The sequence below is a fragment of the Bradyrhizobium sp. LTSP885 genome, assembly GCF_000938305.1.
Lineage (GTDB): Bacteria > Pseudomonadota > Alphaproteobacteria > Rhizobiales > Xanthobacteraceae > Bradyrhizobium.
This window is the reverse complement of the sequence record NZ_JYMT01000042.1, coordinates 1-26,981: the sequence shown is the minus strand read 5'-3', so window position 1 is coordinate 26,981 and position 26,981 is coordinate 1. Positions and strand designations below refer to the sequence as shown.

Below are 26,981 nucleotides of genomic sequence, written 5' to 3'. Positions count from 1 at the left end.
TACCGTTGGAAACCGCGCTTTATCTGCCCGTCAAACGCTTCCTCGAAAAGCTCGGCTTCACGGTCAAGGGCGAGGTCGGCGGCTGCGATCTGGTCGCGCTAAGTGCCGGCGATCCGCCGGTTGTCGTGATCGGGGAACTCAAGCTCGCGTTCAATCTCGAACTGATCCTGCAGGCGGTCGATCGCGCCGGCGCCGCCGACGAGGTCTGGATCGCCGCAAAGATCTCGATCCGCGGCAAGGGCCGCGAGAGCGATGCACGCTACCGCAATCTGTGCCGCCGGCTCGGCTTCGGCATGCTCGGCGTCACCTCGACCGGCGATGTCGAGGTGCTGGTGAAGCCGCCGACCGCGGCACCCCGCCGCAATCCGAAGAAGCGGTCGCGCCTGATCGCCGAGCATCGCAAGCGCAAGGGCGATCCGGTCCTGGGAGGCTCGACCCGGGCGCCGATCATGACCGCCTATCGGCAGCAGGCGCTGGCCTGCGCCTCGGCGCTTGCGAACGGCCCGCGCAAGGTGCGCGAGTTGCGCGTCGATTTTCCGGACGCCGGCAAGATCCTGTTGCACAATGTCTATGGCTGGTTCGATCGCGCCGAGCGCGGCATCTATGTGTTGACCGATGCCGGGCGCGCGGCGCTGAAGCGCTGGCCGCAGCAGCCGGCGGATTTCTCAGGGGCGGCCGAAGCCGCGCCATAGGACGAACAAGGGGGGCGGCATGATCGTGGTGACTGGCAGCGTGACCGCCCGCCCCGACAGCTTTGACGAAGTGCGGCGGCTAAGTCTCGAACACGTGCACCGTTCGCGCGCCGAGCCCGGCTGCATCTCACATGCCGTCCATATCGACTGCGAGAATCCGCTGAGACTGGTGTTTTTTCGAGCAATGGGCTGATCTCGCCGCGCTGCAGACCCATTTCGCGGTCCCTGCCACCCGCGAATTGGTGCGCTCGCTGCAGCCCTTGGCCGCTGCGGCGACCACTCTTGAGCTTTATGACGCTCACAAGATCGAGAGACCCTGAACGCATGGCTGAAATGCCACATCAGTTTCATATTGCAATGCAACATAAGGCAACTTACGTATCACCCGCGATTCAGAAGCGAGGCGGCGATGAGCGGAGACTGGAACACCAAGTATGGGACCCGGCGCGTACGGCATGATCCGCCGACGCTGGAGGAGGCAATCTTCGCGGCCATCGGCATCACCGATGACGTGGAAGGCCAGGCCGAGATCGCGTCTGCCCTGATGGGCCTGCCCTATGAAGAAGTGCTGGCGGAGGTCAAGAAGACCGCTCGCGTCAGCGCCCGGACCGGCACGGCCACCCGGGTGATCGCCGGCGAACAGGGCGCGCAGCGCTCCATCGTGGTCGAGCGCCGCGTGGTCCGCCGCTTTGCGGCCCGCACCGGCACTTGACAACAAACCGATTGATCAAAAAGAAAGGGCAATTCGCTGAGCGAATTGCCCTTTTTCGTTTGTTGCTGGCGGATGCTCTACTAGGCGGCCCGGCCCCAGCCCGACATCTGCATCACCATCCGCCAATAGGCGCGGTTGATGTCGGCGATCGCGCGGACGGCCTCGACCGGCGAAACCGCGGCGGCTGCCGGCGCCGGCTCGCTCTGGCTCTGCTCGCTCAGGTCGATGCTGCCGGTGGATTCGCCGTGACGGAAGGTCAGGTGCGCACCGAACTTGTTGGCGAGCGCCCGCATCGCGTCGTTCTGCGCGCCGGTAGTGATCCGCAGGCTGGTGTAGCCCTTGGCGTGGGCCTCAGCGATCAGCTTGCGAAACAGGATGCTGCCGACGCCCTTGCGCCGGACCGACCGCTCCACGCTGAAGGCGATCTCCGGCTGGGCGTCCGGCGACTGCTCCGGCGGATGCAACTCGGCTGCACCGCGGACGACGCCATCCTCGACATAGGCGATGATGACGGTGCCATCATTGGCGCACCGCTCGGCGTAGCGACGGATGAAACTGTCATCGATGAAGCCATGAAACCGATCATGCCGGCTGGTTCGGTCCAGTCTCAAAAGGTGATCGCGCAGCAGGGGAAGCTCCTCCTGCTGGCTCAGGGTTCGCACGGTGCCCTTGGCAGCCGTTGTACTGATAGAATCATAGTTCATTTCATAACTCCTCGTGATAGCCCTCGAGGAGGCGTCGAATCCCTAGTCCGGATTATATTGTGCATCGCACCATATAATTCAAGTGTCTTGATTCATTTGAATAAACCATGACTTGATTGGGAAATCATATTATTGCGCTACCATAATACCATCTGCGTCTGGGTCACGATCGCAACCAGTCTGCCGTCCTCGGTCTCCAGCCGGGTCTGCCAGACCTGAGTCCGCCGCCCCCGATGCACCGGCGTCGCTGTCGCAATGACAGTAGTTCCCTCCATGGCACCGCCGATGAAGTTGGTCTTGCTCTCCAGTGTCGTGGTCCCTTTGGCGTCCTCCGGCAGGTTGATCACGGTGGCGGCAGCGCCGACCGAATCCGCGAATGCCATGATGGCGCCGCCATGGATGGTGTGGTTGAGGGTGCAGAGTTCCGGTCGCACCGTCATCCGGGCGACCACGCGATCCTTGTCGGCTGCGGTGAAGGTGACGCCCTTCAGTTCCGCGAACGGCATCTTCATCGACTGGATTTTTTCGAGCGGCGTCATCGGTCCTCCGGCATCGCATTTTTCTCACTGCGCGGAGAATGTACGCGCCGGGTAAATCAGGCAATGACGTCGGAGGTCATGCCCGCCGTGACAACCTGCCCCCGATTCTGCATACGTCGTTCATGCGCGACTTCCCTCCCCGCCGAATCGTCTGCCTGACCGAAGAGACCGTCGAGACGCTGTATCTGCTCGGTGAGCAGGACCGCATCGTCGGCGTCTCCGGTTACGCGGTGCGGCCGCCGCAAGTCCGCCGCGAGAAGCCGCGCGTCGCCGCCTTCATCTCCGCAGACATTCCAAAGATCCTCGCGCTGGCGCCCGATCTGGTGCTCGCCTTCTCCGACCTGCAGGCCGACATCGTCGCCGATCTGGTCCGTGCCGGCGTCGCCGTCCATGTCTTCAACCAGCGCGACCTGGCCGGCATCTTTGCGATGATCCGCACGTTGGGTGCCATCGTCGGCGCCGCGGAGCGCGCCGAACGGCTCGCGCAGGACCTCGAGCAACGGCTTGCGACGATTGCAGCGACGCCGCGTCCGGCACCGCGCCCAAAGGTCTATTTCGAGGAGTGGGATGATCCGCTGATCAGCGGCATCGGCTGGGTCTCCGAGCTGATCGAGATCGCCGGCGGCGAGGACGCACTGCCGCATCTGCGCGTGCACAAGGCGGCGAAGGACCGCATCATCGCGCCGGATGTCGTGCGCGATGCTGCGCCCGATATCATCCTGGCATCCTGGTGCGGCAAGAAGGTCGTCCCCGACCGCATCCGCAAGCGCGACGGCTGGGATACGATTCCGGCGGTGCGCAACGATCGCATCGTCGAGATCAAGTCGACCATCATCCTGCAGCCCGGCCCCGCGGCGCTGACGGACGGGCTCGATGCGATTGTCAAGGCGTTGTGGCCGCAGCGCCTATGAGCGCTCGCAATGGTGCCTGGAGTGACGTTCGTTGCTCACGTCACCGCATTCACGACCTGATATTCCGGCCGGCGCCACACCTCGCCATTGATCACCTCCTCGATGATCCCGGCGGCCTTCATCACCTCGGCTTCGCCGATATAGAGCGGCGTGATCCCGAACCGCATGATATCAGGCGCCCGGAAGTCGCCGATCACGCCGCGGGCAATCAGCGCCTGCATGGCGGCATACCCGCCGGCGAACGCGAAGGAGATTTGCGACCCGCGCTGCGCGTGCGCGCGCGGTGTCACCAGCTTCAGCGACGGGCAGCGTCGCGCGACCTCGGCTATCAGCAAGTCGCCGAGCGCCAGTGAGCGCGCGCGAACTTCGCCGATATCGACGCGGTCCCAGATGTCGAGCGACGCCTCCAGCGCGGCCATCGCCAGCACCGGCGGTGTGCCGACGCGCATGCGCTCGACACCGCCGGCAGGCTGATAACCGAGATCAAAGGCAAACGGATTTGCGTGGCCCATCCAGCCCGACAACGCAGCGCGCGCCTGATCGGCATGACGCGGCGCGACGTAGAGGAAGGCCGGCGCGCCGGGGCCGGCGTTGAGATATTTGTAGGTGCAGCCGGCGGCGAAATCGGCGCCAACACCGGCAAGATCGACCGGCAGCGCGCCGGCCGAATGCGCGAGATCCCAGACCGTGACGATGCCGAGCGCATGCGCCTTCCTGGTCAGCGTCAGCATATCGTGGCGGCGGCCGGTGCGGTAGTCGACCTCGGTCAGATAGAGCACCGCAATGTCGTCCGACAACGATGCCTCGACCTCCTCCGGCGCCGCCAGCCGCAATTGATGGCCGCGCCCGAGCGTCGCGATCAGCCCTTCCGCCATATACAGATCGGTCGGGAAATTGCCGGTGTCGGAGAGAACGATTTTGCGCTCCCGGTTCATGTCGAGCGCGGCCGCAAGCGCCTGATAGACTTTCAGCGACAGCGTGTCGCCCATCATCACGGTGCCCGGCTCGGCGCCGATCAGGCGGGCGAGGCGATCGCCCACGCGGCGCGGCTGCACGTACCAGCCGGCGGTGTTCCACGCGCGAATGAGCTCGTCGCCCCACTCGGCTGTGACGACATGCGCCACGCGTTCGGCAACGCCCAGCGGTAGCGCACCGAGCGAGTTGCCGTCGAGATAGATGACATCCGCGGGCAGATGAAACATTGCCCTGGTGTCGTCGTAGACGCGCAGTTGCGATTTCGCTTCGGTCATGGCTACTCGCTCACAGGATGGTGCGGACGCGCCACAGTTCGGGAAACAGCTCGACCTCAAGCATCCGCTTGAGATAGCTGACCCCACCGGTGCCGCCAGTGCCACGCTTGAAGCCGATCACGCGCTCCACCGTCGTCACGTGATTGAAGCGCCAGCGGCGAAAATAATCTTCGAAGTCGACCAGTTTCTCGGCGAGCTCATAGAGCATCCAGTTGGCTTCGGGAGCCTCATAGACGCGGCGCCAGGCTTGCATCACCCCCTCGTCGAAGTGATGGCTTTCGTGGACGTCGCGTGACAGGACGTTCGCGGGCATGGTGAGCCCCTTGCGGTGGGCAAGCCGCAGCACCTCGTCATAAAGGCTCGGCGTGGCAAGCTCGGTTTCGAGCAACGTCATCACCTCGGCATCATGCGCGTGCGGCTGCAGCATCGCGGCATTGCGATTGCCGAGGAGATATTCGATCTGCCGGTACTGAAACGACTGGAAACCCGAGGACTGTCCGAGCCGCGCGCGGAAATGGGTGTATTCGCTGGGCGTCATGGTGCGCAGCACGTCCCAGGCGCTGTTCAACTGCTCGAAGATGCGGGAGACACGCGCGAGCATCTTCATCGCCGGCGATACCTCCTCGCGGGCGATGGCGGCTCGCGCGGCGCGGAGCTCGTGGATGGCGAGCCGCATCCACAGCTCGGAGGTTTGATGCTGGATGATGAACAGCATCTCGTCATGCGCGTCCGAGACGGGGTGCTGGGCGCCGAGCAGTGCATCGAGATGCAGATAGTCGGCATACGACATTTTCCGGGCGAAGTCGGTCTCGGCGCCCTCGGTCGCGGGATCGTAGGCGTTACTGCTCATGACACATCCTCCCGATCGATCCGCTGCCTTCAACCGAGGCCGACAAGGCATCTTGTGATGGCGGAGGATGGATCCTTCAGCCCATCGACAACAGTAAAATGGTTATGCCCGGGGTCGACGACGAGGCGCGTGGGCACGTCGAAGCCGGTCCAGATGTTGGCCATCAGCTCGGCCTGGCGGATGAACTCGGGACGTTCGCTGCCACCGACCCAGGCGGTGAGCGGCGACGTGCCCCGCGGCAGATGCAGGGCGGCGCTTTCGCGCGTTGCCTCGTCCATGGTCATCCCGAGCGTATCGTTCATCCTGGTCTTCAGGAGCGGCCGCAGATCGTGCAGACCGCTGATCGACAGCGTCGCCGCGATTCTGTTGTAGACCTCAGGTTCGAGCGGGCCGTCGTCGCACAGCATGCGCGTGACAAGATGGCCGCCCGCGGAATGGCCGGCTAACCGAATCGGGCCGGAGACCTGGGCCGCAGCCAAGGCAATCGCGGCCGCGATCTCTGCCGTGATGTCGGAGATGCGCGCGGCCGGTGCCAGCGTGTAGCTCGGCAGCGCCACCGTCCAGCCGTGGTTTCGCGCCCCCTCTGCGAGGTCGGTCCACGACGATTTATCGAAGCGCATCCAGTAGCCGCCATGCACGAAGACGACGAGGCCCTTGCTGTCGCCGTCCGGCAGGATCAGGTCGAGCCGCTGCCGCTCTCCCGATCCATAGGCAATATCAGGCTTGAATCGATTGAGCCCGGCGCGATAGGCCGCCGCGCGCTCGGTCCACAGCGCCGGCAGCTTGTCCGACCCCGGCACGTGGGCCGAATTTGCATAAGCGTCATCCCAATCGCGCATCGTGGCTCCCCGAGGACTCGCCGACGGTCGGGCAGCACTTTGCCACCGGCGGGGCCGGCCGCCCAGTCTTTATTTTAAGCTTAAACTATCTGGGGACGCCACACAAAAAGGCTATGCTTGCTCCACCCCGCACCATTCGGCGATGAACAGCGCGGTGGCCTTGGTCGACTGCCGCAACGATTCCAGATCGACATATTCGTTGAAGCCGTGCATCGCCGCTCCCGTGGCGCCGAAGCATAGGCTCGGGATGTCGTGGTTCAGCCCGTAGAAGCGGGTGTCGGTCAGCGCCGTGAAAGCGCGGTCTTCCGCCGCCCCGCCATAGACCGCCTGATGCGCCTTGGCGAAGGCCGCTTCCGGTGCTTCGGAATTCGCCAGCTCGTACCCTTCCGACAGGAAGCCCGACCACTCAACCTGCGGCGGGTTGTTGGAGAGGAAGCGGTGGTCGCGCGCAGCGGCCGAGACGCAGGCCAGAATCTCCTTCTGGCACTCCGAGATCGACCAGCCTGGCAGCACCGCAATCCGGCAATCGACGTCGCACCAGGCCGGCACGCTGGAGGCCCAGTCGCCGCCCTTGATGATTCCCGGGTTGAGGTTGATGGGATGATTGACGTCCTTGAAATGGCGGTCGCTCTTGGCGCGTTCGTTCCAGGCGACCTCGAGCTTCTCGAGGGCATGAATCAAATGATACGCCGCCATGATCGCATTGGAGCCGGCACCGGCCTCGAACACATGCACCGGGAAGCCGCGCACCTTCAGGCGAAACCAGATCACGCCGACCTGCGAGCGGATCATCTTGCCGTTGGTCGGCTCCGGGATGAAGCAGGCATCGGCGCGGTAGCCGCGCTGCAAGGTGGAAAGCGCGCCGACGCCGGTGCTCTCCTCCTCGATGACGGACTGGAAATGGATCCGCGCCGTCGGCTTGAGCCCCGCCTTCTTGATCGCATCCAGTGCGTAAAGGGCACCGATGGTGCCCGACTTCATGTCGCAGGCGCCGCGGCCGTACATCCTGCCGTCCTTGATGACGGGATCGAACGGCGGCGTCGCCCACATCTCGAGCGGGCCGGTCGGCACCACGTCGCAGTGCCCCTGCAGGATCAGCGATCTGCCGGCATTGGTCGCCGGCCGATAGGTGCCGACAACGGTGCGCGCCTTCGAGAAATCATGCTCGATCGGGCCGAAGCCGCGCAGATCCTTGAGGTCATCGACATTGATGTGCCAGTCGTCGACCTCATAGCCGCGTTGGCGCAGGAGGTCGCCGATCATGTCCTGGCACGGCCCCTCGGCGCCGCGGGTCGAGGGGATCGCCACAAAGGCCTGCGTGGTCGCAAGCTGCGCATCGAACCCTTCGTCAACGGCAGCAAGGATTCGTTGTTGCGTATCGGCAGTCATGCAGCAGCTCCGTCAGGGGATGTCAGAAGGCGGGAGCGCCACCGTAACCCGATCTCAGCCGGCGGGGTACTCCGCAAAATAGGCATCCCGCAATGCATCTCCGAGCAGGCGGCCTTCCGAATAGCCATCGAGCGTCGCCGGCCGCGTCACGCCGTCGAGCAGCCGCGAACACGGCTCCGGCGCGCCGAGCACGGTGCGGACCGGGATACGCTCGGCGTAGATCGGCAACTCGTAATCCTCGGCGTCGTCGGCGACGCCCTTGGAGCGAACCTTTGCGGAGGCCTCCTCGATCTCCATCGCGATGAACGAGGTCGCCTTGATTTCCTGCGTGTTGCTCGGCCTCAAGGTCGCGGTGCGGTCGGGAAAGAAGCGGTCGACCATCGCGACGACGGCGCGCTGCTTCTCTTCCGCGTCGGTAACGAGATAGGCGCTGCCGAACGCCATCACCGCGCGATAATCGGCCGAGTGATTGAAGCCGCAGCGCGCCAGCACCAGGCTGTCGAGATGGGCAACCGTCAGGCACACCCGCTCGCCCTCCGTCTGGTTCCTAAGCATCCGGCTCGCGCTCGAGCCGTGCCAATAGAGCTTCGTCCCCTCGCGCCAGAAAAAGGTCGGCGTGCAATAGGGCTGGCCGTCGATCACGTAGGAGACGTGGCACATCATCGAGGCGTCGAGGATCCTGTGCACGGTCTCATGGTCGTAGAAGCCGCGTTCGTGGAGGCGCTTCACCCGGTTGCGGGACGATAGCGGATAGGAGGGAGTGGATGCGCCTTCGGTCACGGCAATGCCTCGCTGGATTGGAATGTTAGAACGGTTGTAGCGGACGATTTGGTCTGCGATAGTGCCAATTCCATGCGAAAAATTCCGACCAATTTGCGCAAATCCCCGCCAGGCAAGTCTTCGCCGGGCAAGGCCGAGCTGCCGCTCGATCTTGCAGGCCCCCATGTCACGCAGGGCGCCGCCTCGCAGAACCGGCTCTATCAGGCGCTGTGCCACGCCATCGTCGGCGGCATCGTGAAACCCGGCGAACCACTGCCGCCGTCGCGCGCGCTCGCCAAGCAGACCGGCTTCCGCCGCAACGCCGTCACCACGGCCTATGAGCGGCTGATCGCCGACGGCTTTGCGGTCGCGACCACAGGCTCCGGCACCTTCGTCGCCGCGCGGATCCCGGCGCAGGCCGGCGCACCGCGCAAGACCAGGATCATGATCGAGCCGCCACAGCACAGCGCGCTGTCGCTCGGCTGCACCCATATCGACGCACGCGCGCTGCAGCGTTTCCGCGCGTTTGCCGGCCGGAGGCTGCGCGCGTTCGGACCCGAGCATCTCCACTATGGCGATCCCCGCGGTAGCAGCGAATTGCGCGCCGCGATCGCAGATCACCTTTTGTCGGCGCGCGGGCTGCGCTGCGATCCCGATCAAATCATGCTGGCGTCGGGCACGCTGCACGCGCTGCGCATCGTGCTCGGCGCGATCCTCAAACCCGGCGACCAGGTCTGGTGCGAGGATCCCGGCTATCCGGCCGCGCGGCGCGCGATCGAGCATTGCGGCTATCGTCCGGTTTCGGTGCCGGTCGATGCGTCGGGCATGCGCGTCGCCAAGGGGCGCGCATCGGCACCGACGGCGCGCGCCGCCTACGTCACGCCGTCGCATCAGTTTCCGCTGGGCGTGCAGATGTCGATGCCGCGTCGGCTCGAGTTGCTCGATTGGGCCAAGGACGCCGGCGCCTTCGTGTTCGAGGACGATTACGACAGCGAGTTCCGCTATGACGGCGCGCCGCTGTTGTCGCTCGCCGGCATCGATCATTTGCGCCGCGTGATCTACATGGGCACCTTTGCCAAGACGCTGTTTCCGGGATTGCGGATCGGCTATTGCGCCCTGCCCGAGCAACTGGTCGGTCCGGTCACGGCGGCGCGTGCCGCGCTCGACCGCTTTCCCGCAACCCTGATGGAAGGCGCGGTCGCCGACATGCTGAACTCCGGCGCCTTCGCCGCCAATCTGCGCAAGTCGCGCAAACTCTATCGCGACGCGCGCGATGTGCTGGCGTCGACATTGGCGGCAGCTTCCGAAGGCGAACTCACGGTTCCGGTCCCCTCGCAAGGCCTGCATCTGGTGGCACGCCTCGCGCCGTCGACCGATCCGCTCGTTGCAGCAGAGGCGAAGGCGGCCGCCGGCGTCGGCGGCTGGCTGCTCGCCGAAACCTATCACCGTGCGGCGCCGCTATCGGGATTCGTGCTCGGATTCTCCGGCCATCCGGTTCTGCAACTCGTCGCGTCGGCGGAACAATTGGCGAAGGCCGCGCTGGCTGCGCTGCGCGCCCGCCGCAAGACATCGAAAGGCGCGCACGCACCGCCGCGCCCTATGAGAATCGGCACCGCCTGACTAAGGTCGCACGCGTTCAATCGGCGTCAGAGCCATTTCCGTTCCGATGGAATCGGAACGGAGTTCTGGAGTCATATTTTGACGCGTTTTCTTTACGCGAACCGGTATCCACTTCGCTTGAAAACGCTCTAGCCATGGGAAATACCGGATGCCCGGCCATCGCAATGTCCTGGTTCTGATCATCGGTGTGCTGCTCGTCTCCCTCGCACTTGTCGCGACGGACGTCGGCGCGTCGGCCCAACAGGCCCAGGCCGTTTCGCACGAGCGCGACATCGTGGATCTGCGCGTCGGTCAGCGCGTGCTGGTCGATGACGGAACGTGCCCGGCGGGGAAGATCAAGCTGGTCACCGGTGCGCAACTGAACCAGAACGGCGTGGTGCGCAGCATCACCTGCGTGCCGCGGTTTGCCAAAAAGTAAAACGCCCCGCATTTGCGAGGCGCCACTTTCGTCGTCGCTTTGAGAGCGTGCCGCTCAGTTCGTCGTCGTCGACGGCTCGAACATGCATTGCAGCGTCGGCTTGGCGATCTTGGTGAAGGTCGGTCCGATCTCGGACTGCTTGGACCGCGGCACCCAGTCGGTCTCGATCGTCGGCACGCCGGTCTCGCTGATGCCACGCAACACTGCCTGACGCAGGTCGGCGTCATCGACAACCGCTGCGGCATGGTCGTGCAAGCAGCCGCACACGGCATCGGGGTGCGCCCAACGGCCAGCCATATGCGGCACGCACTGGCGGACGAATTCCTCACGCTGGTCGGGCATCTTGAACAGCGTACGAAGCTGCACCGACTCGAGGGGAAGCTGGGTTTGAGCCTGCGCGGCGCCAGCGAAGGCGAAGGACGCGAGGATGGCCGCGGAACAGATACGAAGCAACATATGGAGCCTTTACCGGCAATTTTGTTCGGTTTGCTTGTCGCGGTTAGTTGGCGGCCATCACCACCGGCGCCGAGGTCGAAATCGGCGAGCCGTTGTAGGAGAAGGTGCCGATGCCGGGCAGACCATTGTCCGAGGAACCCGCCAGCGACGGACCGGCCAACACGAAGGCAAAGGCGAGGATGAAGCTGATGGTCCGCATTTGTCTGTCTCCGGTAGTGCGATCGGCGTCGCCGCCGTTTGGTTGACGGTTTGATAACGATCTCGCGTTTCCGGAGTTCTGCGCCAAAAACAAAAAACGGTTTCGTCGGCGCGAGAATTGTTTCGTCAGCCACGGTCCGACGAAACATTGGCCAAAAAAGACGAGTAATTTCAGCGGCACCGCCCTGCAGGAGCTATTCGGATCGATCCGAGGCATATGAAATTCGAGGCGAACGCCCAGTTGGGCGGGCCACCGTCACTGCCGCTTTCTTAACGTTCCTCTGGTGAGACAGACTGCGGCGCAGCAAAGTCGACCCGTGAACCGCATCTGGGTTCCCGCCGACTGATGTGCGCGCCGTGCAACCATCTTCGTGGTGGCACGTTGTCGTCCCCCAATCCAACGAAGGATGTCAGTCGTGGACAATGGCAACATGGGTGCTGGCAAGGACTCCGCGACCCGTAAGCCCGGCCAGCCACAGATGGCGGGCGCGATGTCGCATCAGGGCGCCCACGTCATGGGCGACAATGAATGCGCGCCGCAAAAGCTGGTCCGGCTGGTGGGATGCCGCGACACCAGTGTCCGGCCCGAACGGGCCGGCTTCGACTTCCGTGCCAGGCAGCTCGGGCAAGTTAAGAGCTGAGCCGATAGCCGATTTGCGCACTGGCTGAAGTTCGCAGCCGAACCATCTGTTTTGGCTACTGAATAAACTCGCCGCATTTCTGCACGCTGGCGTCGGCCGCCCCCCAGGGCATGATCGGCACCGACGAGGTCGAGTTCTTCGGCGAGCCTTCGATCAGCCGGTCTGAATAGACCATGTAGACCAGCACGTTGCGCTTGGCGTCGCAGCCGCGGACGATCTGCATCTTCTTGAAGAACAGCGAGCGGCGCTTGCTGAACATGTCGTCGCCCTGGCTCATCTTATCCTTGAAGCGGATCGGCCCGATCTGCCGGCAAGCGAGCGAGATATCAGAGACTTCCTCGGCTACGCCAATCCATCCCTTGAAGCCGCCCTTCTCTGGCACCGTGAAGTGGCAGGCGACGCCCTCGACCTCGGGATCGTCGACGCCATAGGTCGCGAGCTTGTCGTTGGGACTCAGCCATTTGAACACCGTCGAGCGGCGGAAGATCAGGTCCGGGTCGTCAGCGGCAGCCGCCGGGCCGGCCTGCGCCAGGGCCACCGCCAGAAGCAGCAACGCACACCCCCAACGAGACAGAACACGAAGGTCACACAGGCTCACACTTCTCGACGTCATAAAGGTCTCCGCGGGTGGGTCTCGGCCTATGTAGTGCGCAAAGGCCGCACCGGTAGGCGCTAACAGGTTGGTGATCTCAGCGCCGCTTTAACCTTATGTGAGGCTTTTTTGTTACGCTTTCCGCGAAAATCACGCGATCACGCAGGGGTTAGGACCCTTGTGCTGGTGAACGTGTTTTCCGTCTGCAACAACCAACAGATTAGTCTGGACTGGGATTCGGAATATGCGCGCAAGCGGCCGTCGGATTTCGATTTTTGATTTCGCAAATGAGCGGTTTTGGCAGTTTGCGGTTCTGACCGCCGCTGGCACCGTCGGCGCCTCCGCGCCGGCCGATGCAGCGCTCTACTACTGGAACGGGGATACCACCTATTACGGCAGCCAGGCCGAGCCGGCGCCGCCGCCACACCGGCCAAAGCCGCGGCGCAATCCGGCCAGGAAGGACGCTGGCGTCGAGAAGGAAACCGGTACCAAGCCGCAGGGCGCGGTGATCGTCAACGTCTCGATCGACCAGCAGAGAGTGCGGGTCTACGACGCCAATGGCTTGTACGCCGAAAGCCCGGTGTCGACGGGGATGAAGGGGCATGCGACCCCGATGGGTGCGTTCAGCGTCATCCAGAAGCAAAAATACCACCAGTCCAACATCTATAGCGGCGCGCCGATGCCGTACATGCAGCGCATCACCTGGTCGGGCATCGCGATGCACGCCGGTGTGTTGCCCGGCTATGCCGCCTCCCATGGCTGCATCCGCATGCCGATGGCATTCGCGGTCAAGATGTATAACTGGACCCGGATGGGTGCCCGCGTGATCGTCACGCCCGGCACAATCTCTCCGGAGAGTTTCTCGCATCCGCTGCTGGTGACGCAGCGGGTCGTGCCGCAACCGGTCGCCAGCGATGTTCCGAAGGCCGATGCGCCGCTCGGCGTGAAGGGCGACAAGGGCGCGGACAAGCCGGAGACCAGCCTCGAGCTGCGTTCGACGGTCGGTCATGTCGAACAGGCCTCGCTGCGCGACAACACCCATACCGCTGACGCCAGCGGCGCGATGCCGGCCGCCAGCGCGTCGGCGACGATGTCGGATGCCGCCTCCTCCGTCGCCGACAAGCCCGACGAAGCCAACAAGGAAGCGACCAAAGATGCCGTCAAGAGTGAGGCCAGTTTAGCCAAGGCCGACGACGCCAAACCGGACGCCCAGGCCGCCGCTGACAAGCCCTCGACCTCCGCAACCACGGAGAAGCCGGCCGAGAGCAAGTCCACCGATGCAGCCGCCAGCGACAGCAGCGGGACCGCTGACAAGAAGACGATCGGTGAAACGCCCGTCACCGCCAGCTCCGACGCCGGGAAGACCGAGGTCTCCGCAAGCGACCATGTGAAGGCCGAAGCCAAGGCTGCTGAACCAAAGGCTAATGAACCGAAGGCTAATGAACTGAAGGCTGATGTCGCGAAATCCGATACGGCCAAGCCCGACGTTGCCGGCGCCGAGGCGCCGAAGGTCGATGCAGCCAAAAGCGTGGACAAGCCCGCCGACCCGGTGAAGGCAGCCGACGCGCCCGATGCGAAGAAAGATCCGGCTCGGCTGCCGGCCCTGGCAAAGGCCGACGTGCCGAAGCGCACCGGCCAAATCGCGGTCTATATCAGCCGCAAAGATTCCAAGCTTTATGTGCGGCAGAACTTTGCGCCGCTGTTCGAGTCGCCGGTGACGATCGCGGCGAGCGACCGGCCGCTGGGCACGCATGTGTTCACGGCGGAAGCCGACAAGACCGATACCAATGCGCTGCACTGGTCGGTGGTCACACTGCCGACCCGCAATGCCGCGCGGATCGACGACGAGGATCGGCCCTCCCGCCGTCACAAGATGACGGGCGCCGCGGCAATCGAGACGAAGCCGCAGCCCACGGTGAACAGCCCGGCCGAGGCCCTCGACCGCATCACCATTCCCGCCGACACGATGGCGCGGATCACCGACATGCTGGGCACCGGCGGATCGATCATCGTCTCCGACCTTGGCGTGAACCAGGGCGAGACCGGAGAAGGCACCGACTTCATCGTGCCGCTGCGCTAGGCTCGGCGGGGCATTCGTAGCCCACTTCGCTCGCAATGACGGCATCTTGAAGCTCCAGACCTGCAACCTGGACTATGATCCCCCACAGAATCTGTCCGGGGACATGACCATGATCGACCGCAGGACACTGATCGTGGCGGGACTGGCTGCTGCGGCCGGATCGCGCACGGTGCATGCCGAGCTGCCCGCGATGAGCCGGATCACGGCTTACGCGTTCTCATTTCCGGCGCTGGCCGGCGGCGACATCCGCCTCGCCGAGTATGCCGGCCATCCCTTGATGATCGTCAACACCGCCTCGCTCTGCGGCTTCACCCCGCAATATGCCGGCCTGCAGGAGCTGTGGACCGAATTCCGCGATCGCGGCTTCGCCATCATCGGCGTCCCCTCCAATGATTTCGGCGGTCAGGAGCCGGGCGGCCCGACCGAGATCGCCGAGACGGCGCAGCACCAGTATGGCGTCACCTTCCCGATCGCAGCCAAGGCGGTCGTCAAGGGCACCAACGCACATCCGTTCTACCGATGGGCGGCCGAGGCGCGACCGAAGGACGTGCCCCACTGGAACTTCCACAAATACCTGATCGGCCGCGACGGCTACATCGCCGACGTCTTCCCGGAGTCCGTCACACCAGAGGACACACGGATCAAGACCGCAATCGCCCGGACTCTTGCGGCGGCGTGATGCGTGGTAATCCCCGGAATTAACTGATCGGTCGGGGATTTTGGACACAAAGCCGCCACGTCCGTTGCCTTGTCGTTGCCTTGGCGGCGGCGATCCAACTAGGGTATTCTCGTTACGGGGTGAGAGCCGCCCGGCCACGGCAACAGGCCGTACCGGGAGCGGGATCAGCAAGGAACACACCATGCGCATTGCGGCAGGTCTGATTTTCGCGGGGACGGTGTCGTTGCTCGCGTCGAGTGCAGCTTGGTCCCAGACGCCGGCAGCCAAGGGCGCAGCGCCAGCGGCCGCACCACAGGCGGCAGCTCCCGCACCTGCGGCTGCTGCCCCGGCGCCCGTTGCTGCGGCTCCGGTCCCGCCGCAGCAACCCGCGCAGCCGGCGCGTGCCGCCTGCAACAACCCGACTGCGCTCGGCGTCGCCCGCACCGTCGAGATCGACACCACGGGCGGTCCGGGCTTCGGCTTCGAACATTTCAAGCAGCTCGACTTCCTGCGCGACCACGAGGTGGTGCTGACCTTCGACGATGGTCCGTGGCCGGCCAACACGCCGGCGGTGCTGAAGGCGCTGGCGGATGAATGCACCACGGGCATCTTCTTCCCGATCGGCAAGCACGCGACCTATCACCCTGAGATCCTGCGCCAGGTCTATGCCGCAGGCCACACGGTGGGCTCGCACACCTGGTCGCACGAGAATCAGAGCAACAAGAAGCTGACCGATGATCAGAGGAAGGATGAGATCGAGCGCGGACTGGCTGCGGTCAAATGGGCGCTCGAGGTCTCGCCCGCGCCCTTCTTCCGCTTCCCGGCGCTGCAGCACCCGCCGCAGATGGTGACCTATCTCGGCACTCGCAACATCGCGATCTTCTCCTGCGACCTCGACTCCTTCGACTTCAAGTCGAAGAATTCGCAAGCCGTGATCGACACCGTGATGAAGAGGCTCGCCAAGCTCGGCAAGGGCATCATCCTGATGCACGACTTCCAGAAGCACACCGCGGAGGCGCTGCCGACACTGCTGACGCAGTTGAAGGCCGGCGGCTACAAGGTGGTCGCGATGCGCGCGAAATTCCCGGCGACGGTGCTGCCGCAATACGAGCAGGAGCTCGCCAAGGACGTCAAGCTGCCGACCGTGAGCTCGCGGCCGGTCGACAGCGTCGTCACGACGGTCAACCAGTAAGCGCCGACAGCGGACGACAAGACGCGTGCCGGCGCTGCGTATCGAGGGTTATGTCATCGTCTCCGCCGACGGCCGGCTGGCGAATGCGCATAATGTCATGCCCGACGATCTCAAGGTCGAGGGCGACAAGCGGTTCTTCACATCAGCGCTCGACCGCGCCGATCTGGTCGTGCACGGTCGCCACTCCGAGGAGGAGCAGCCGAATGCCCCGAAGCGCCGCCGCATCATCCTGACCGGCGATGTCGAGACCATCGCGCCCGACCCGACCAATCCAAAGGCGCTGTTGTGGAATCCCGCCGGCTGTTCCTTCGAGAGGGCAAGCCGCGAGGCCGGCGTCTCATCGGGCACAGTCGCGATCATCGGCGGCCCCAGCGTGTTCGGCATGTTCATGGACCGCTACGACACGTTCTGGCTGTCGGTCGCGCCGCGCGTGCGTATCCCCAACGGCGAGCCATGCTTCCCCGGCGTCCCCGCCCGCACCCCGCAGCAGGTGCTGGCGGCGCATGGCCTGCGCGCCGGTGAGCCGCAGCTGATCGACGCCGCACACGACGTCAGCGTCACGCCGTGGCGGCGCGAGCCCAAAACGTCCCCATAGGATCGTAGAAGATGACTTCGTAGGATGGGTGGAGCGCAGCGATACCCATCGATTTCTCGGCCCAAAGGTGATGGGTTTCGCTGCGCTCTACCCATCCTACAGTGATCGCCCTACACGTCCCCGTAAGCTGGCTCGGTGCTGCGCGGGCCGCGGCCGTAGCCGGCGATGACGAACAGCGCGCCGATCAGCGAAAGGTTCTTCAGCGCATCGATCAAGGTCTTGCCGTTGTCGGGCGCGGCCTGATTCCAGAAGTCATGAGCGTAAAAGGTCGCAACGCAGATGAAGATGATCAGCAGGATCGCAAAGAACCGCGTCAGCACGTTCACCGCGATCATCAGACCAGCGAGGATTTCGAAGCCGCCGATCGTGATCGCCAGTAGCTGCATGAACGGCATGCCGACAAAGGTTTCGATCTGCTGCATATAGGGCGCGATCACGGCGGGAATGACCACCTTGGCCGTCAGCATGTCGGCGGTCGCCTGGATGCCGAAGAGTTTGGTCGCCCCCGAATAGAGGAACAGCACGGCGAACAAAACGCGCCCGAAAGTAATGAACGCTGGCATGGGTCGGCCTCACTGGATGGCAGAAATCGGACGGAGCAGGCGCAACGATTATGGTCGTTCCGCCTGCTTCGATCAAATCGAATCGGTCTCGCTAGAGCATGAACCGGAAAAGTGCGCAGCGGTTTTCCGAAAAGGTCATGCTCAAACAAGCAGGCTCTTACCCAAACAGTGTCGGCTGTGCGCGGCCGGCCCGCTCCTGGGCTTCGACCGCGGCGACCGCGGTCATGTTGAGGATGCCGCGTGCCGTCACCGACGGGGTGAGGATATGCGCCGGGCGCGCCGGGCCGATCAGGATCGGTCCGACCGGCAGCGCGTCCGCCAGCGACTTGATCATCTGATAGGCGATGTTGGCGGCGTCGAGATTCGGCATGATCAGGATGTTGGCCTCGCCCTCCAGCTTGGAATGCGGCAGCACCAGCTTGCGCGCCAACGCCGACAGCGCGGTGTCGCCCTGCATCTCGCCGTCAGCCTCGATCTCCGGATGCCTTTCCTTCAGCAGCTGGGTGGCCCGGCGCATCTTGCGCGACGACTCGGTATCATAGCTGCCGAAGTCGGAATGTGACACGAAGGCGATCCGCGGCTTGAACGCGAAGCGCTGGGCGTGGATCGCCGCAAGCGAGGCCACCTCCGCCAGTTCCTCCGCGCTCGGATTCGGCCGCACCTGGGTGTCGGCAATGAAATGGGCGCCCTTGGTGGTGATCAACAGCGACAGCGCGGCATAATCGCTGATCCCCGGCTGGAAGCCGATGATCTCGCGGACATGGCGCAGATGGCTCATGTAGCGGCCCTCGACGCCGCACAGCATCGCGTCGGCCTCGCCGCGCGACACCGCAAGTGCTGCGATCACCGTGTTGTTGGTGCGAACCACCGTGCGCGCCGCCTCCGGCGTCACGCCGCGCCGGCCGGCGACGTCGATATAGGACTGCACATAGGAGCGGTAGCGCGGATCGTCCTCGGGATTGACCAGGTCGAAATCCCGCCCGGCCTTGATCGAGAGGCCAAAGCGCTGGATCCGGGCTTCGACGACCGACGGACGGCCGACCAGGATCGGCCGCGCCAGCTTCTCCTCCAGCACCACCTGCGTCGCGCGCAGCACGCGCTCGTCCTCGCCTTCGGCGTAGATCACGCGCACCGGCTGGGTCTTGGCCTTGGCGAATACCGGCTTCATGGTGAGGCCGGAGCGGAACGCGAAGCGCTCGAGATTGATGGCGTATTCGTCGAAATCGGTGATCGGCCGGGTCGCGACGCCTGACTCCATCGCGGCCTTGGCCACCGCCGGCGCGATCCGCAGGATCAGGCGCGGATCGAACGGGCTCGGGATCAGCGAGCCCGGGCCGAACCCCTGCGTCTCGCCGGTATCGAAACCATGGGCCACGGCGTCCGACGGCGGATCGCGCGCGAGCTGCGCGATGGCGTCGACCGCCGCATGCTTCATCTCCTCGTTGATCGCAGTGGCGCCAACATCGAGCGCGCCGCGGAAGATGAAGGGAAAGCACAGCACGTTGTTGACCTGGTTCGGGAAGTCCGACCGCCCGGTGCAGATCATCGCATCGGGGCGCGCCTGGCGCGCCTCGTCCGGCATGATCTCCGGGTTCGGGTTGGCGAGCGCCATCACCAGCGGATGATCCGCCATCCGCTTGACCATGTCGGGCTTCAGCACGTTCGGTGCCGACAGGCCCAAGAAAATATCGGCATCGCCGATCACGTCGCCGAGCACGCGGGCATCGGTCGTCTGGGTATAGACCGCCTTCCAGCGGTCCATCGTGGTATTGCGGCCCTCGTAGACCACGCCATCGATGTCGCAGACCCAGATGTTCTTGCGCTGCGCGCCCATCGACACCAGCAGATTGAGGCAGGCGATCGCTGCCGCGCCGGCACCCGAGCAGACGATCTTGACGTCAGGCAGCTTCTTGCCGTTCAGCAACAGGCCGTTGGTGATCGCGGCTGCGACGATGATGGCGGTGCCATGCTGGTCGTCGTGGAACACCGGGATCTTCATCCGCGCCTTGAGCTGGGCCTCGATCTCGAAGCACTCCGGCCCGCGGATGTCTTCCAAATTGATGCCGCCGAAGGTCGGCTCCAGCGCCGCCACCGTCTCGACCACCCGCTCGATGGTGTTGGCGTCGATCTCGATGTCGAACACGTCGATGCCGGCGAATTTCTTGAACAGCACCGCCTTGCCTTCCATGACGGGCTTGGAGGCCAGCGGGCCGATATTGCCGAGGCCAAGCACCGCGGTGCCGTTCGAGACCACCGCCACCAGATTGGCGCGCGTCGTCAGCGTCGCTGCCTCGGCCGGATTGTTGGCGATCTCCATACAGGCCGCTGCCACGCCGGGCGAATAGGCCAGCGCGAGGTCGCGCTGGTTGGCGAGCGGCTTGGTTGCCTGGATCTCAAGTTTCCCCGGCCGCGGCAGGCGGTGATAGGCGAGCGCCGCGTTATGGAGTTCTTCGGACGATGACGACATGCGTGCTCCCGCGTTTCCGGCCCTGAAGTCTTGTTTCTATGCTAGTCCAAGGCAAATCAGTTTGCCGGCAAATCGAGCCGGATGTGAAGCACGTCCAGCCGCTCGGATGCAATATTCGATAATTTCCCCGTCAACAGGCCGCCGGCAGGCACCCCGGCGCAGCCGTATCACCCCTTCTCTCCCCGGTCATCGGGCCGGGGAATGGCAATTTTGTTCTCTGCTTGATCCGGAGTTGACCGAATGAAGAAAATCCTGCTGGGCTTGATTGCGGTCGTCGTCGTCGCGGTGGGAGGCTTCTTCGGCTTCGACTTCTACATCCAGCATCGGGTCAAGGGCGAGGTCGAGGCGGTATTCGCGCAAATCCGCGCCACGGGTGCCAAAGCCGATCATGGCAAGGTCTCGTTCGACCTGCGGAGCCGCACGGTCACGATCGCCGACATTGCCAGCGAATCGGCCACACAGCCTCCGGTCAGCATCAAGATTGCCAGCTTCACAGCGTCGGGCGTCCGCGAGGGCGACGCAACGCGATTTTCCGCCGATAGCATCGAGGCCACCGATGTCGAGGTCGGCGCGGCGGCACCAGGCCAGACGATCGCGGGCCTGACCTACAAATTGCCGCGGATAGCGGTGAAAGATTACTCCGGCCCAGCCGGCCCTCGCCAGCTCCCGGCGTCGGCGTCGCTGTTCGATCTGTACCGGTTCGGGTTCGAACAGCTGGCAAGCATCAGCGCGGCATCGGTCAGCGTCCCCGAGGTCAAAGGGACGATCACTTTCGGCCCCCAAATGCACAGCGACGGCGGCGAGTTCGCCTATTTGGGCGTTGCTTTGGAGAACCTCAAGGACGGCAAGATCGCCTCGATCAAGACCGACGGGTTCACCTTCACGGTCAATTCGCAACCGGCCGGCAAGCCGATCAAGATGACCGGCAATCTCGCCAATCTGGTCGCCTCCGACGTCGATGTCAGCGCGATGGCCGCCATCTTCGATCCGGGCAAGGCCAACGACGACAAGGAGTACCGCGCCTACCGGCACATCTCGGCCGGTCCCTACATCATCACGTCAACGCAAGGCCTGAACATGCGGATCGATGGCATGACCATCGATGACGTCGCCTTCAAGCCGTCACGGCTGCAACTCCCCGCCCTGATGGCAGCGATCCCGCCGGCTGGCGCCGCGCCGCCGACACAAGCGCAAGTGCGCGATATGATGGAAAAAATGGCCACCCTCTATGCGGGCATCCGGATCGGAAACACCGAGCTGCAGGGGCTCTCGGTCGATACGCCGCAGGGCCCGATGAAGCTCCAGGCGATGCGGTTCAACATCGACAACGGCAAGATCGGCGAAATGGCCTTCGAGGGCCTGGATGCGCGCGCGCCCAAGGGGCCCGTCAAGCTCGGACGCTTCGCGCTGAAATCCCTCAACATCTCCGGTTTGATGCGAATGGCCGCGGAGTTTTCCGCGCAAAAGCCGTCGGCCGCGCAAGCCTTTGCGCTGTTGCCGCTGATCCAGGGCGTCGAGGTCAAAGGCCTCGTCGCGCCCTACAAGAACACCAGCAAGCCGATCAACATCGACACCATCAACCTGAGCTGGGGCCAGTTTGTCGGACCGATCCCGAGCAAGGCCCATGTCACCGCGAAGCTGACCTCGCCGATCGACCGGACGGACGTCGGATTGCAGCCGCTCGCCGCCGCCGGGATGGATACGATCGCGCTCGACTTCGATCTCGGCGCGGCCTGGACGGAAGCATCCCGCAGCTTCGCACTGGAGCCGGTGTCGCTCGAACTCGGTAACCTCTTGAAGGCGCAGGCGCGCGTCTCGCTCGCCAACGTGCCGCGCGGGGTCTTTTCGTCAGATACGGCGCAGGCAGCGACCGTGGCGGGTCAGATCGAGGCCGGCTCGCTCGAGATCACGCTGCGGGACCTCGGCTGCGTCGAGTTAGGGATCGCGCAGTTTGCCGGCGTCCAGAACATCAGCCGCGACGACGCGCGGCGCGCCATCCTCGACGCCATCAAGGCGCAGGGCGAGGCGATCGGCGCGGCCAATCCCGACGCCAACGCCTTGCTTGCGGCCGTCACAAGCTTTGTCGAGACGCCGGGGCAGACGCTCGTCATCAAAGTGACACCGCTCGGCAAGGTGCCGGCGGCTCAACTGATGCAGCTGCTCAGGACCGATCCGCTGGTGGCGCTCGCGCAATTTAAGATCGAGGCCTCGACAGGGTTATGACGCTCCCGTAGCCCGGATGGAGCGGAGCGCAATCCGGGGCAGTCTCTCCTGCGGCAACACCGTTCCCGGATTTCGCTTCGCTCCATCCGGGCTACGCAGCCTCTCCGCCTATCCCTTGTTCGGCAGATTGACCCGGACGTGCAGTTCCTTGAGCTGCTTGGCCGAGGCTTCCGACGGCGCGCCCATCAGCAGGTCCATGGCCTGCTGGTTCATCGGGAACAGCGAGATCTCACGCAGATTGTTGGTGCCGCACAACAGCATCACGATGCGGTCGAGGCCGGCCGCCATGCCGCCATGCGGCGGCGCGCCGTACTGGAACGCACGGTACATGCCGCCGAAGCGGTCGACCACTTCCTGCTCGCCATAGCCCGCGATCTCGAACGCCTTGACCATCGCTTCCGGCTTGTGGTTGCGGATGCCGCCGGAGGCGATCTCGTAGCCGTTGCAGGCGATGTCGTACTGGAACGCCTTGATGGTCAGCGGGTCCTGCGACTTCAGCGCGTCAAGACCGCCCTGTGGCATCGAGAACGGGTTGTGCGAGAAGTCGACCTTCTTGTTCTCCTCGTCATACTCGTACATCGGGAAATCGACGATCCAGGCGAGCTCGAACCGATCCTTGTCGATCTGGTTCAGCTCCTCGCCGAGTTTTGTCCGTGCGAGACCAGCGAACTTCCAGAATTTCTCCGGGTCGCCGGCGACGAAGAACGCCGCATCGCCCTCCTTCAGGCCGAGCTGGTCGCGGATCGCAGCGGTCCGTTCAGGTCCGATGTTGTTGGCTAGCGGACCCGCGCCCTCACCGCCCTCGCGCCACATGATGTAGCCGAGGCCGGGCTGGCCTTCACCCTGCGCCCACGAGTTCATGCGGTCGCAGAACGCGCGTGAACCGCCGCCGGTGCCCGGGATCGCCCAGACCTGGTTCTTCGGGTCTTCCAGCATCCGCGCGAACACCTTGAAGCCGGAGCCGCGGAAGTGCTCGGAGACCTCCTGCATGACGATCTTGTTGCGCAAGTCGGGCTTGTCGGAGCCGTATTTGCGCACCGCTTCGGCAAACGGGATCCGCGGCCAGTTCTTCGTGACCGGCTTGCCCTTGGCAAAGTCCTCGAACACGCCCGTGATCACCGGCTCCATCGCCGAGAACACGTCGTCCTGGGTGACAAAGCTCATCTCGACGTCGAGCTGATAGAACTCGCCCGGCAGGCGGTCGGCGCGCGGGTCCTCGTCGCGGAAGCACGGCGCGATCTGGAAGTAGCGGTCAAAGCCCGACATCATCAGGAGCTGCTTGTACTGCTGCGGCGCCTGCGGCAGCGCGTAGAATTTGCCGGGATGGATGCGCGACGGCACCAGGAAATCGCGCGCGCCCTCCGGTGAGGACGCCGTCAGGATCGGGGTCTGGAATTCGAAGAAGCCCTGCTCCTTCATCCGCTTGCGCATGGAATCGACGACAGCGCCGCGGGTCATGATGTTCTGATGCAGCTTCTCGCGACGCAGGTCGAGGAAACGGTACTTAAGCCTGATGTCTTCAGGATATTCCTGCTCGCCGAACACCGGCAGCGGCAGCTCGGCGGCGGGGCCGAGCACCTCGATCTCCTTGATGTAGATCTCGATCAGGCCGGTCGGCAATTCCGTATTGTCGGTGCCGGCGGGGCGGCGCCGGACATTGCCGTCGATCCGCACCACCCACTCCGAGCGGAACTTCTCGACCTCGGCGAACGCCGGCGAATCCGGATCGGCCACACATTGGGTGATGCCGTAATGGTCGCGCAAATCGAGGAACAGCACGCCGCCATGGTCTCTGACACGGTGAACCCAGCCTGACAGCCGGGCCGTCTGGTCGATATCGCTCTCTCGGAGCGCGCCGCATGTGTGTGACCGGTAGCGATGCATATTAGTTCCAAAAACTGATGTCGGAGGAGAATCGGACCAAGCCAAAATGGCCTATCCGATGTTGCGGAGGGTTTACCCGACGAGGCCGGGTGCGGCAACCAAGGGAACGGCCGGTTTTGGCCCGAAATCGCACATTTTCGGGACCATTGGCGCGAACCGTTTGCCTATTCGCCCCGTAGCCCTATCTTTCCGACATGACCGTCCATTTCCCGTTCCAGAACACCTATTCGGCGCTGCCGGCGAACTTTTTCGCCCGGGTCGCGCCGACCCCGGTGGCCGCCCCCCGGCTGATCAAGCTGAACCGGCCGCTGGCCATCCAGCTCGGCCTCGACGCCGACCTGCTGTCGACGCCTGAGGGCGCCGAGATCCTCGCCGGGAAACGCGTCCCCGACGGGGCCGACCCGATCGCGATGGCCTATGCCGGCCACCAGTTCGGGCACTTTGTGCCGCAGCTCGGCGACGGCCGCGCCATCCTGCTCGGCGAGGTCATCGACAAGGGTGGCGTCCGCCGCGACATCCAGCTCAAAGGCTCCGGCCCGACCCCGTTCTCCCGCCGCGGCGACGGCCGCGCCGCGCTCGGTCCGGTTCTGCGCGAATACATCGTCAGCGAGGCGATGTTTGCGCTCGGCGTTCCGACCACCCGCTCGCTTGCCGCTGTCGTCACCGGCGAACGGGTCCAGCGCGAGATCGCGCAGCCCGGCGCGGTGCTGACCCGTGTCGCTGCGAGCCACATCCGCGTCGGCACCTTCCAGTTCTTCGCCGCGCGCGGCGACACCGACGGCATCCGCGCGCTCGCCGACCATGTCATCGCCAGGCACTATCCGCACGTGAAGGACGCCGACCAGCCGTATCACGCGCTGCTCGCCGGCGTCGTGGCGCGACAGGCCGAGCTCGTCGCCCGCTGGCTGCTGGTCGGCTTCATTCACGGCGTGATGAACACCGACAACTCCTCGATCTCGGGCGAGACCATCGATTACGGCCCCTGCGCCTTCCTCGACGCGTACAACCCCGCCCAGGTGTTTTCCTCGATCGACGAGATGGGCCGCTACGCCTATGCCAACCAGCCGCGGATCGCGCTGTGGAATCTGACCCGGCTCGCCGAATGCCTGCTGCCGCTGTTCACGGACGACAAGGACAGAGCGATCGAGCAGGCGCAGGCGATCCTCGGCGAATTCCCGGAAAAGTTCACGACGGCTTATCAGGCCGGCCTGCACGAGAAGGTGGGATTGTTCACCGCGCGCGACGGCGACGAGGCGCTGATTCAGGACCTGCTCGACGCAATGGCGAAGAACGAGGCCGACTTCACCCTGACCTTCCGCCAGCTCGGCCATGCCGCGGGCGACGAGGCCGGCATCGCCGATGTCCGCGCCCAATTCACCGACCCCGCAGCCTTCGACGAATGGGCAGCCCGCTGGCGCGAGCGCACCGCGCTGGAGCCGCAGACATCGGCCGAGCGCAAGGCCGCGATGCACGCCGTCAACCCCGCCTTCATCCCGCGCAACCACCGCGTCGAAGCGGTGATCCAGGCGGCTGTCAGCAACGACGACTACGCACCGTTCGAGGAATTGTTGACGGTGCTATCAAAACCGTTCGACGACCACCCGCAGTACGCGGCCTACGCCGAACCTCCGCTGCCGGAGCAGCGCGTCACGCAGACGTTCTGCGGGACGTAAGCTCTCTCCCCCGTCATTGCTGTGCAAGTTCACTAATTCGCTGATTGAATTCTCTTGCGGGAGGATTCGATGCGCGACAACAGCTACGACCGGACGATTGAGCGGAACTACCTGCAGAAGTGGCGGTTCCTGATCCCGGAATACGAGGCGGTGAAAGCCGGGCGGTCGGCAACGTTCCGCCGGGTCGGAGATTTTTATCGGCATCACGGCACCTGCTCGCAAACCTTCCGGAAGTGTTACAACCGCTATTTGCAAAGCGGCGAGGAGGCCGACCTCTTGCCGCGGCGGCGCGGACCGAAGTGGAAGGAACGGCGCGAACCGGAAGGCATCGAGGCCGAGATCGTTGCTTGCCGCCAGAGGGGGATGAACCGCTACGAGATCCATGCTGTCTTGCGCGAGCGGCGCGATACGCTACCCTCGCCGTCGACGATCTACCGGGTCCTGAAACGCTATCATCTGAACCGGCGCACGCCGGCGATGCGCGAGGAGAAACGCCGCATTATCAAGGACAAGCTCGGCGAACTTGGCCATGTCGATCTGCATCAGCTGCCACGCGACGTGTTCCTGGCGCCACCCCCGGCCACGGCCTATATCGTCAGCCTGATCGACAGCTGCTCGCGCCTGGCCTGGGCCGAGGTCATCACCTCCAAGAAAGCCTTGCCGGTCATGTTCAGGACGCTGAAGATGATCAACACCCTCAACGTCACCTATGGGCTGGTCTTCGCCGAAATCATGTCCGACAACGGCGCCGAGTTCGCATCCCGAAACAACCGTGAAGAGCATCCCTTCGAAGCCATGCTCCTCGAACTCGGCATCAAGCATCGCTACACCAGACCCTATCGGCCGCAGACCAACGGCAAGATCGAACGGTTCTGGCGTACCCTCGACGACGACGTCATCGATGGGGCAACCTTCGATAACCTCGATCACTTCGCCAATGAACTCTTCGAGTACCTGATCTACTACAACAACCACAGGCCTCATCAGGCCCTTGGCGGCCAGACACCAAAGGACTTCGCTGCGACCAAAACTGAACCCATTCAATCAGCGAATTAGTGAACTTGCACAATTGCGAG

Annotated in this window: 26 protein-coding genes and 3 pseudogenes; 16 read left to right on the top strand and 13 right to left on the bottom strand. The window is 64.3% G+C overall.

Annotated features, from left to right (window positions below; all coding sequences use genetic code 11):
• Positions 1 to 5: 5 nt before the first annotated feature.
• From UP09_RS29170 to UP09_RS29160, 3 genes are all read left to right on the top strand, one after another.
• On the top strand, positions 6 to 692 hold the full coding sequence (locus tag UP09_RS29170; RefSeq protein ID WP_044541826.1) for a DUF2161 domain-containing phosphodiesterase: 687 nt from the start codon (positions 6 to 8) through the stop codon (positions 690 to 692).
• 19 nt (positions 693 to 711) lie between these two features.
• Positions 712 to 885, top strand: a complete 174-nt coding sequence (locus UP09_RS38640; RefSeq protein ID WP_245302262.1) for a putative quinol monooxygenase — start codon at positions 712 to 714, stop codon at positions 883 to 885.
• 216 nt (positions 886 to 1,101) lie between these two features.
• Positions 1,102 to 1,404, top strand: a complete 303-nt coding sequence (locus UP09_RS29160) for a hypothetical protein (protein ID WP_044541825.1) — start codon at positions 1,102 to 1,104, stop codon at positions 1,402 to 1,404.
• 80 nt (positions 1,405 to 1,484) lie between these two features.
• On the opposite strand, the gene UP09_RS29155 is transcribed toward UP09_RS29160, so the two are convergent.
• Together UP09_RS29155 and UP09_RS29150 are read right to left on the bottom strand one after the other, a co-directional pair.
• A complete protein-coding gene (locus UP09_RS29155) occupies positions 1,485 to 2,108 on the bottom strand; it encodes a GNAT family N-acetyltransferase (protein ID WP_044541824.1) in 624 nt (207 codons plus the stop codon).
• A gap of 137 nt (positions 2,109 to 2,245) precedes the next feature.
• On the bottom strand, positions 2,246 to 2,647 hold the full coding sequence (locus tag UP09_RS29150; protein WP_044541823.1) for a PaaI family thioesterase: 402 nt from the start codon (positions 2,645 to 2,647) through the stop codon (positions 2,246 to 2,248).
• A gap of 122 nt (positions 2,648 to 2,769) precedes the next feature.
• Between UP09_RS29150 and UP09_RS29145 the strand changes: the two genes are divergently transcribed.
• On the top strand, positions 2,770 to 3,558 hold the full coding sequence (locus tag UP09_RS29145; protein ID WP_044542619.1) for a cobalamin-binding protein: 789 nt from the start codon (positions 2,770 to 2,772) through the stop codon (positions 3,556 to 3,558).
• Positions 3,559 to 3,593: 35 nt separating this feature from the next.
• Here UP09_RS29145 and kynU read toward each other — a convergent pair whose 3' ends face one another.
• From kynU to UP09_RS29120, 5 genes are all read right to left on the bottom strand, one after another.
• Positions 3,594 to 4,808: a kynureninase gene (kynU, locus tag UP09_RS29140; protein WP_044541822.1), complete on the bottom strand. Its 1,215-nt coding sequence runs from the start codon at positions 4,806 to 4,808 to the stop codon at positions 3,594 to 3,596.
• Between the two features lie 10 nt (positions 4,809 to 4,818).
• Positions 4,819 to 5,658: a tryptophan 2,3-dioxygenase gene (kynA, locus tag UP09_RS29135; RefSeq protein WP_044541821.1), complete on the bottom strand. Its 840-nt coding sequence runs from the start codon at positions 5,656 to 5,658 to the stop codon at positions 4,819 to 4,821.
• Positions 5,659 to 5,687: 29 nt separating this feature from the next.
• Positions 5,688 to 6,497: a hormone-sensitive lipase gene (locus UP09_RS29130; protein WP_044541820.1), complete on the bottom strand. Its 810-nt coding sequence runs from the start codon at positions 6,495 to 6,497 to the stop codon at positions 5,688 to 5,690.
• A 111-nt stretch (positions 6,498 to 6,608) separates the two neighbouring features.
• Positions 6,609 to 7,886, bottom strand: a complete 1,278-nt coding sequence (locus tag UP09_RS29125) for an ArgE/DapE family deacylase (protein ID WP_044541819.1) — start codon at positions 7,884 to 7,886, stop codon at positions 6,609 to 6,611.
• A 54-nt stretch (positions 7,887 to 7,940) separates the two neighbouring features.
• A complete protein-coding gene (locus UP09_RS29120; RefSeq protein WP_044541818.1) occupies positions 7,941 to 8,666 on the bottom strand; it encodes a pyridoxamine 5'-phosphate oxidase family protein in 726 nt (241 codons plus the stop codon).
• 72 nt (positions 8,667 to 8,738) lie between these two features.
• Here UP09_RS29120 and pdxR point away from each other — a divergent pair, with 72 nt between their 5' ends.
• Both pdxR and UP09_RS29110 read left to right on the top strand, forming a co-directional pair.
• Positions 8,739 to 10,265, top strand: coding sequence for a MocR-like pyridoxine biosynthesis transcription factor PdxR (gene pdxR, locus UP09_RS29115; protein WP_044541817.1), 1,527 nt, complete (start codon positions 8,739 to 8,741; stop codon positions 10,263 to 10,265).
• A 148-nt stretch (positions 10,266 to 10,413) separates the two neighbouring features.
• On the top strand, positions 10,414 to 10,683 hold the full coding sequence (locus UP09_RS29110; RefSeq protein ID WP_044541816.1) for a DUF6719 family protein: 270 nt from the start codon (positions 10,414 to 10,416) through the stop codon (positions 10,681 to 10,683).
• A gap of 54 nt (positions 10,684 to 10,737) precedes the next feature.
• Here the strand turns inward: UP09_RS29110 and UP09_RS29105 are convergent, their stop codons facing one another.
• Positions 10,738 to 11,139: a hypothetical protein gene (locus UP09_RS29105; protein ID WP_044541815.1), complete on the bottom strand. Its 402-nt coding sequence runs from the start codon at positions 11,137 to 11,139 to the stop codon at positions 10,738 to 10,740.
• Positions 11,140 to 11,182: 43 nt separating this feature from the next.
• Positions 11,183 to 11,338, bottom strand: coding sequence for a hypothetical protein (locus UP09_RS38225; RefSeq protein ID WP_197082758.1), 156 nt, complete (start codon positions 11,336 to 11,338; stop codon positions 11,183 to 11,185).
• A gap of 406 nt (positions 11,339 to 11,744) precedes the next feature.
• On the opposite strand from UP09_RS38225, the gene UP09_RS29100 reads away from it, so the two are divergent.
• Positions 11,745 to 11,978 carry a hypothetical protein gene (locus UP09_RS29100; RefSeq protein WP_044541814.1) on the top strand — a complete coding sequence of 78 codons (234 nt, stop codon included), beginning with the start codon at positions 11,745 to 11,747 and terminating at the stop codon, positions 11,976 to 11,978.
• Positions 11,979 to 12,033: 55 nt separating this feature from the next.
• On the opposite strand, the gene UP09_RS29095 is transcribed toward UP09_RS29100, so the two are convergent.
• Positions 12,034 to 12,591, bottom strand: coding sequence for a CreA family protein (locus UP09_RS29095; protein WP_044541813.1), 558 nt, complete (start codon positions 12,589 to 12,591; stop codon positions 12,034 to 12,036).
• A 223-nt stretch (positions 12,592 to 12,814) separates the two neighbouring features.
• Between UP09_RS29095 and UP09_RS29090 the strand changes: the two genes are divergently transcribed.
• From UP09_RS29090 to UP09_RS29075, 4 genes are all read left to right on the top strand, one after another.
• Positions 12,815 to 14,650 (top strand): L,D-transpeptidase, encoded by a 1,836-nt coding sequence (locus UP09_RS29090; RefSeq protein ID WP_044541812.1) that lies wholly within the window; start codon positions 12,815 to 12,817, stop codon positions 14,648 to 14,650.
• A gap of 109 nt (positions 14,651 to 14,759) precedes the next feature.
• On the top strand, positions 14,760 to 15,329 hold the full coding sequence (locus tag UP09_RS29085; RefSeq protein ID WP_044542617.1) for a glutathione peroxidase: 570 nt from the start codon (positions 14,760 to 14,762) through the stop codon (positions 15,327 to 15,329).
• 181 nt (positions 15,330 to 15,510) lie between these two features.
• Positions 15,511 to 16,500: a polysaccharide deacetylase family protein gene (locus UP09_RS29080; RefSeq protein WP_044541811.1), complete on the top strand. Its 990-nt coding sequence runs from the start codon at positions 15,511 to 15,513 to the stop codon at positions 16,498 to 16,500.
• A 25-nt stretch (positions 16,501 to 16,525) separates the two neighbouring features.
• Entirely contained in the window at positions 16,526 to 17,095 is a 570-nt protein-coding gene (locus UP09_RS29075) for a dihydrofolate reductase family protein (RefSeq protein ID WP_044541810.1), read from the top strand.
• A 110-nt stretch (positions 17,096 to 17,205) separates the two neighbouring features.
• Here UP09_RS29075 and UP09_RS29070 read toward each other — a convergent pair whose 3' ends face one another.
• Together UP09_RS29070 and UP09_RS29065 are read right to left on the bottom strand one after the other, a co-directional pair.
• Positions 17,206 to 17,658, bottom strand: a complete 453-nt coding sequence (locus tag UP09_RS29070) for a DoxX family protein (protein ID WP_044541809.1) — start codon at positions 17,656 to 17,658, stop codon at positions 17,206 to 17,208.
• A gap of 157 nt (positions 17,659 to 17,815) precedes the next feature.
• A complete protein-coding gene (locus UP09_RS29065) occupies positions 17,816 to 20,125 on the bottom strand; it encodes an NADP-dependent malic enzyme (RefSeq protein WP_044541808.1) in 2,310 nt (769 codons plus the stop codon).
• A gap of 240 nt (positions 20,126 to 20,365) precedes the next feature.
• Between UP09_RS29065 and UP09_RS29060 the strand changes: the two genes are divergently transcribed.
• Complete coding sequence (locus UP09_RS29060) at positions 20,366 to 22,348, top strand: aq_1923 C-terminal domain (protein ID WP_044541807.1); 1,983 nt, start codon at positions 20,366 to 20,368, stop codon at positions 22,346 to 22,348.
• A 108-nt stretch (positions 22,349 to 22,456) separates the two neighbouring features.
• Here UP09_RS29060 and aspS read toward each other — a convergent pair whose 3' ends face one another.
• Positions 22,457 to 24,232 (bottom strand): aspartate--tRNA ligase, encoded by a 1,776-nt coding sequence (aspS, locus tag UP09_RS29055; RefSeq protein ID WP_044541806.1) that lies wholly within the window; start codon positions 24,230 to 24,232, stop codon positions 22,457 to 22,459.
• Between the two features lie 194 nt (positions 24,233 to 24,426).
• On the opposite strand from aspS, the gene UP09_RS29050 reads away from it, so the two are divergent.
• The 4 genes and pseudogenes from UP09_RS29050 to UP09_RS39065 all read left to right on the top strand — a co-directional run.
• Positions 24,427 to 25,905: a protein adenylyltransferase SelO gene (locus tag UP09_RS29050; protein WP_044541805.1), complete on the top strand. Its 1,479-nt coding sequence runs from the start codon at positions 24,427 to 24,429 to the stop codon at positions 25,903 to 25,905.
• A 69-nt stretch (positions 25,906 to 25,974) separates the two neighbouring features.
• Positions 25,975 to 26,691 (top strand): annotated as a pseudogene (locus tag UP09_RS29045) (helix-turn-helix domain-containing protein); the annotation flags it as partial.
• 24 nt (positions 26,692 to 26,715) lie between these two features.
• Positions 26,716 to 26,797 (top strand): annotated as a pseudogene (locus tag UP09_RS39070) (integrase core domain-containing protein); the annotation flags it as partial.
• Positions 26,776 to 26,961, top strand: a pseudogene (locus UP09_RS39065) (integrase core domain-containing protein); the annotation flags it as partial. The pseudogenes UP09_RS39070 and UP09_RS39065, both read left to right, overlap by 22 nt.
• Positions 26,962 to 26,981 lie beyond the last annotated feature (20 nt).

What these genes read in the sequence shown, in the direction of transcription:
- aspS (WP_044541806.1), bottom strand. Translation starts at nt 24,232, where the DNA reads ATGCATCGCTACCGGTCACACACATGCGGCGCGCTCCGAGAGAGCGAT.
- kynA (WP_044541821.1), bottom strand. Translation starts at nt 5,658, where the DNA reads ATGAGCAGTAACGCCTACGATCCCGCGACCGAGGGCGCCGAGACCGAC.
- UP09_RS29105 (WP_044541815.1), bottom strand. Translation starts at nt 11,139, where the DNA reads ATGTTGCTTCGTATCTGTTCCGCGGCCATCCTCGCGTCCTTCGCCTTC.
- UP09_RS29130 (WP_044541820.1), bottom strand. Translation starts at nt 6,497, where the DNA reads ATGCGCGATTGGGATGACGCTTATGCAAATTCGGCCCACGTGCCGGGG.
- UP09_RS29100 (WP_044541814.1), top strand. Translation starts at nt 11,745, where the DNA reads ATGTCAGTCGTGGACAATGGCAACATGGGTGCTGGCAAGGACTCCGCG.
- UP09_RS29155 (WP_044541824.1), bottom strand. Translation starts at nt 2,108, where the DNA reads ATGAACTATGATTCTATCAGTACAACGGCTGCCAAGGGCACCGTGCGA.
- UP09_RS29090 (WP_044541812.1), top strand. Translation starts at nt 12,815, where the DNA reads ATGCGCGCAAGCGGCCGTCGGATTTCGATTTTTGATTTCGCAAATGAG.
- UP09_RS29065 (WP_044541808.1), bottom strand. Translation starts at nt 20,125, where the DNA reads ATGTCGTCATCGTCCGAAGAACTCCATAACGCGGCGCTCGCCTATCAC.
- UP09_RS29095 (WP_044541813.1), bottom strand. Translation starts at nt 12,591, where the DNA reads ATGACGTCGAGAAGTGTGAGCCTGTGTGACCTTCGTGTTCTGTCTCGT.
- UP09_RS29145 (WP_044542619.1), top strand. Translation starts at nt 2,770, where the DNA reads ATGCGCGACTTCCCTCCCCGCCGAATCGTCTGCCTGACCGAAGAGACC.
- UP09_RS29085 (WP_044542617.1), top strand. Translation starts at nt 14,760, where the DNA reads ATGATCGACCGCAGGACACTGATCGTGGCGGGACTGGCTGCTGCGGCC.
- UP09_RS29050 (WP_044541805.1), top strand. Translation starts at nt 24,427, where the DNA reads ATGACCGTCCATTTCCCGTTCCAGAACACCTATTCGGCGCTGCCGGCG.
- UP09_RS38640 (WP_245302262.1), top strand. Translation starts at nt 712, where the DNA reads ATGATCGTGGTGACTGGCAGCGTGACCGCCCGCCCCGACAGCTTTGAC.
- UP09_RS29160 (WP_044541825.1), top strand. Translation starts at nt 1,102, where the DNA reads ATGAGCGGAGACTGGAACACCAAGTATGGGACCCGGCGCGTACGGCAT.
- UP09_RS29060 (WP_044541807.1), top strand. Translation starts at nt 20,366, where the DNA reads ATGAAGAAAATCCTGCTGGGCTTGATTGCGGTCGTCGTCGTCGCGGTG.
- kynU (WP_044541822.1), bottom strand. Translation starts at nt 4,808, where the DNA reads ATGACCGAAGCGAAATCGCAACTGCGCGTCTACGACGACACCAGGGCA.
- UP09_RS29070 (WP_044541809.1), bottom strand. Translation starts at nt 17,658, where the DNA reads ATGCCAGCGTTCATTACTTTCGGGCGCGTTTTGTTCGCCGTGCTGTTC.
- UP09_RS29110 (WP_044541816.1), top strand. Translation starts at nt 10,414, where the DNA reads ATGCCCGGCCATCGCAATGTCCTGGTTCTGATCATCGGTGTGCTGCTC.
- UP09_RS29150 (WP_044541823.1), bottom strand. Translation starts at nt 2,647, where the DNA reads ATGACGCCGCTCGAAAAAATCCAGTCGATGAAGATGCCGTTCGCGGAA.
- pdxR (WP_044541817.1), top strand. Translation starts at nt 8,739, where the DNA reads ATGCGAAAAATTCCGACCAATTTGCGCAAATCCCCGCCAGGCAAGTCT.
- UP09_RS38225 (WP_197082758.1), bottom strand. Translation starts at nt 11,338, where the DNA reads ATGCGGACCATCAGCTTCATCCTCGCCTTTGCCTTCGTGTTGGCCGGT.
- UP09_RS29125 (WP_044541819.1), bottom strand. Translation starts at nt 7,886, where the DNA reads ATGACTGCCGATACGCAACAACGAATCCTTGCTGCCGTTGACGAAGGG.
- UP09_RS29080 (WP_044541811.1), top strand. Translation starts at nt 15,511, where the DNA reads ATGCGCATTGCGGCAGGTCTGATTTTCGCGGGGACGGTGTCGTTGCTC.